The following is a 4020-nucleotide window of genomic DNA, read 5'->3' on the forward strand; positions in this document are numbered from 1 at the left end:
GGCGCGGGCGGCGGCCGAGACGGCGGCGTCCACCTCGGCGCGGCGGCCGAGCGCGACCTCCCCGACGGGGCGGCCGGTGGCCGGGTCCTCGACGGGCAGCGTCGGACCGCCGCCCGTGCGGACGCCGTCGATCCAGTGCTCGATGGAGCGCATCACACAGGTTCCTTCCGGTTATCAAGGCAGCGGCGCCGGGCCGACTCGTCCTTGGCGTGGCCACAGCCGGCGCCGGCCGCTCCGCATCGCCCCGGTGGCGCACCCCGCACCCTGCGGCGTTCGGCGGGCCGGACGCGGACCGGCTCGTCGAGAGTCTCGGGCGTCGGCCGAACCCTTGTCAATAGTTTGTCATGACATTATGAGGTAATAAGCTAATCGCCCGACGGCGGTACGATGGACCCTCGTCCCGCTCCCCGAGAGGTCTCGTTCGGTGAACCGTCCCGCCCTGTCCGTGGACCGCAACAGCCCGGTCCCCCTCTACTTCCAGGTCGCCCAGCAGCTGGAGGCCGCCATCCGGGACGGGAAGGTGGCCCCGGGCGAACGGCTGGAGAACGAGGTCCAGCTCGCCGACCGGTGCGGGCTGTCGCGCCCGACCGTCCGGCAGGCGATCCAGCACCTGGTCGACAAGGGGCTGCTCGTCCGCAAGCGCGGGGTCGGCACCCAGGTCGTGCAGGCGCAGGTGCGGCGCTCGGTCGAGCTGACCAGCCTGTACGACGACCTGGCCGCGGCGGGCGGCGAGCCCCGCACCGAGGTGCTGGAACTCGACACCGTCGAGGCCCCCGACCAGGTGGCCAAGGAGCTCGGGGTGCCGCCCGGCGCGCCGGTGGCCAAGCTGCGGCGGCTGCGCTACACCGGCGCCGAGCCGCTGGCCCTGCTCACCAACTACCTCCCCGGCGGGCTGCTGGAGCCGACCGCCGCCGACCTCGCCGAGCACGGCCTCTACGAGCTGCTCCGCGCCGCCGGGATCAATCTGCGCATCGCCAACCAGACGATCGGCGCGCGGAGCGCGACCGCCGCCGAGGCGCAGGCCCTGGACGAGCGCCGCGGCGTCCCGCTGCTGACCATGACCCGCACCGCCTACGACGACAAGGGACGCGCCGTCGAGTACGGCTCGCACGTCTACCGCGCCAGCCGCTACTCCTTCGCCCTCACCCTCGTCGAACGCTGACCCGACCACCCGACCACCCGCTCCGGCGCATCCGCTCCGGCGCATCCGCTCCGGCGCGTCGGCTCCGCACGCCACCAGGGGGCGTCCGGCCGGCGGACGGCGGGTGGCGCTCGGATGAAAATTGGAGCGCTCTATTGAATTAGAGCGCTCCAACGCTTAGCGTACGGGCGTTCCCCTCACCCCCCACGACCGGAGGAACGCGCCATGCGCTCTGCACGCACCGGCCGCACGACCACCCTCGCCGCCCTCACCGCGGCCCTGGCCGCGCTCGCCGCGCCCGTCGCCCCCGCCTCGGCGGCGACCGCCGACCCCGCCACCGCGCACGCCCGGCTGGAGACCCCGGACCCCGCCGAACTTCGACGACAAGGCGGGGGGCTCGGCCAACGCCGACGACCCGGCCATCTGGAACCACCCGTCCGACCGCCGCGGCGACCTGGTCATCGGCACGCTGAAGAAGGCGGGCCTGGCCGTCTACGACACCGCGGGGAACGAGATCCAGCGCCTGCCCGCCCCCGCCGCGCCGGCCGCCGGCGACTCCCCCGGCCGGTTCAACAACGTGGACGTGGTGTACGGCTGGAAGCTGGGCGGCCGGAAGGTGGACGTGGCGGTCGTCTCCGACCGGGGCCGCGACACCATCCGCACCTACGTCATCGACCCGGCCGCGGCCAGGGCGCACCAGGCCCCGCTCACCGACGTGACCGTCCCCTCCGCCCCACCGGTGTTCTCGTCCTCCGCGGCCGAGGTCAACGAGCAGCGGACCGCCTACGGGCTGGCCGCGTGGAAGGGCGACGACGGCGTGCCCTACGTCGCGGTGAGCCGACGCAACACCACCCGTGTCGGCCTGTTCCGGCTGGTCGCGACGGCGGACGGCAAGGTCGGCTACGCGCCGGTGCGGAACGTCGACCTGCCCGCCTCGTTCGCGCTGCCGAACGGCGGCACGTGGGCGCCGTGCGAGGAACCCGGCGAGGACCCCCAGGTCGAGGGCATGGTCGGCGATCCCGAGCACGGCGTGCTGTACGCGGCGCAGGAGGACGTCGGCATCTGGCGGATCCCGCTGGGCGGCGGCAGGCCCGCGCTCGTGGACCGGGTGAAGGGGTACGGCGTTCCGTCCGCCTACGACCCGCAGACCGAGGAGTGCCACGTCACGGGCGCCGATCCGGGATACGGCGGCAAGAACCTCACCGCGGACGCCGAGGGCCTCACGATCTACGCCAAGGACGACGGGGAGGGCTACCTGCTGGCGTCCAGCCAGGGCGACAACACCTTCGTCGCCTACGACCGCGAGGACGGCAACGACTACCTCGGACGGTTCCGGATCGCGCCGGGCACGAGCGTGGACGGCTCGGAGGAGTGCGACGGGGCGATGGTCACCAGCGCCCCGGTCGGCGACTTCAAGCACGGCCTGCTGGTCGTCCAGGACGGCTTCAACGCCCCGGACGAGACCGGAGCGGACGGCGCGGTGCGCACCAACACCAACTTCAAGTTCGTCGACTGGCGCGAGGTGGCCGAGCCGCTGGACCTGGACGTCGCCCCCGGCGACTGGGACCCGCGCGACTGACCTCGCGGTCCGGTGGCCCGGGCGGGTACCGTCCTGGCCACCGGACCGGCCGCGGCCGGCGCCCCTCGTCGTGCCCCGGACGGTCCGGGCCGCCCCCGGGACGGTCCGGGCCGACCACCGGACGGTCCGTGCCACCGGAACCGCCCGCCCGAGCCGAGGAGCCGCTGCCCGCATGCCGTACCCCACGCTGGAGGACGTCGCCGCCCGCGCCGGGGTGTCCCGCGCCCTCGTGTCCCTGGTGATGCGCGGCTCGCCCAAGGTCGGCGAGGCCCGGCGCGCGGCGGTCCTCGCCGCGGCGCGCGAACTCGGCTACCGGCCGAACGCGATGGCCCGCGGCCTGGCCGCGGGCCGCACCGGCATCGTCGGCGTCCTGCTCGACGACCTCGGGGACCCGCTCGCCGCCGGGGTGCACGAAGGGCTCGCCGAGGGGGCGCGGGACCGGGAGCTGCGGTTGCTGCTGGGGACCGGGCGGGGCGAGGCCGCGGCGGCGCGGACGGCCCTGGACGAACTGCTCGACCTGCGCCCGGACGGCCTGGTGCTCGCCGGCGCGCGGCTCACGTCCGCCGACCTCGACCGGGCGACGGCGAGCTGTCCGGTCGTCGCGATCCTCCCGCCGTCCAGGGCCGACCGCGCCGACACGGTGCGGGCCGAGCCGGGCGGGCCGGTCCACCTGGCGGTCGAGCACCTGGTAGCGCTGGGCCACCGCCGGATCGCCGTCGTGGACGCCGGTCGCCGTCCCAGTCCGCTCCGGCGCGTCTACCGCGGCGCCCTGAAAGCCCACGGAATCGACGCGCCCGTCCTGGACCTCGCCGCACTGCGGGCCGCCGCACCGCCCACTCCCCCAGGCGGCGCGGCGGGCGACACCGGCCGGCTCCCGACCACGGGCCCAGCCCCTTCCGAGCCTCCGAGCGCCGAGCCGGTGAGCGCCGAGCTGATGGGTTCCGAGCTGATGGGTTCCGAGCTGATGGGTTCCGAGCCGGTGAGCGCCGTCGTCGCGCTCGGCGATCCGGGCGGGGCCGCCGTGCTGACCACGCTGCTGCGCGCGGGCCGGCGCGTCCCCCAGGACGTCTCCGTCATCGCGCACGGCGAGGCCCGGGAGGCGGACGCGGTCGGCGTCACGACGGTCGCCGTCCCGGCCCGCGAGCTCGGCCGCCGGGCGATGGCCGCGCTCCTGGACCGCCTCGACGGCGGCGACCCCGACCGGCGCCCGGTGCGCGCGACCGTCCCGCCCGTCCTCACCAACCGGGGCTCCACCGGCCCCGTCCGCCCCGCCGGGACGGGAGCGACGGAGCGGTAGCGG

At 75.7% G+C, this 4020-nt stretch carries 3 protein-coding genes; all 3 read left to right on the forward strand.

Features of this window, described 5'->3' with window-relative positions:
• Nucleotides 1–424: 424 nt before the first annotated feature.
• The 3 genes from DZF91_RS10005 to DZF91_RS10015 all read left to right on the forward strand — a co-directional run bounded on the left by DZF91_RS10005 (nucleotide 425) and on the right by DZF91_RS10015 (nucleotide 4017).
• Nucleotides 425–1162: a GntR family transcriptional regulator gene (locus DZF91_RS10005; protein ID WP_117357197.1), complete on the forward strand. Its 738-nt coding sequence runs from the start codon at nucleotides 425–427 to the stop codon at nucleotides 1160–1162.
• Nucleotides 1163–1562: 400 nt separating this feature from the next.
• Nucleotides 1563–2720 carry a phytase gene (locus tag DZF91_RS10010; protein ID WP_235834193.1) on the forward strand — a complete coding sequence of 386 codons (1158 nt, stop codon included), beginning with the start codon at nucleotides 1563–1565 and terminating at the stop codon, nucleotides 2718–2720.
• A gap of 172 nt (nucleotides 2721–2892) precedes the next feature.
• The gene (locus tag DZF91_RS10015) at nucleotides 2893–4017 is read left to right on the forward strand and encodes a LacI family DNA-binding transcriptional regulator (RefSeq protein ID WP_117357199.1); all 1125 of its coding nucleotides are present in this window, start codon (nucleotides 2893–2895) and stop codon (nucleotides 4015–4017) included.
• The last annotated feature ends 3 nt before the right edge of the window (nucleotides 4018–4020 follow it).

Source organism: Actinomadura logoneensis (genome assembly GCF_003428695.1).
GTDB lineage: Bacteria > Actinomycetota > Actinomycetes > Streptosporangiales > Streptosporangiaceae > Spirillospora > Spirillospora logoneensis.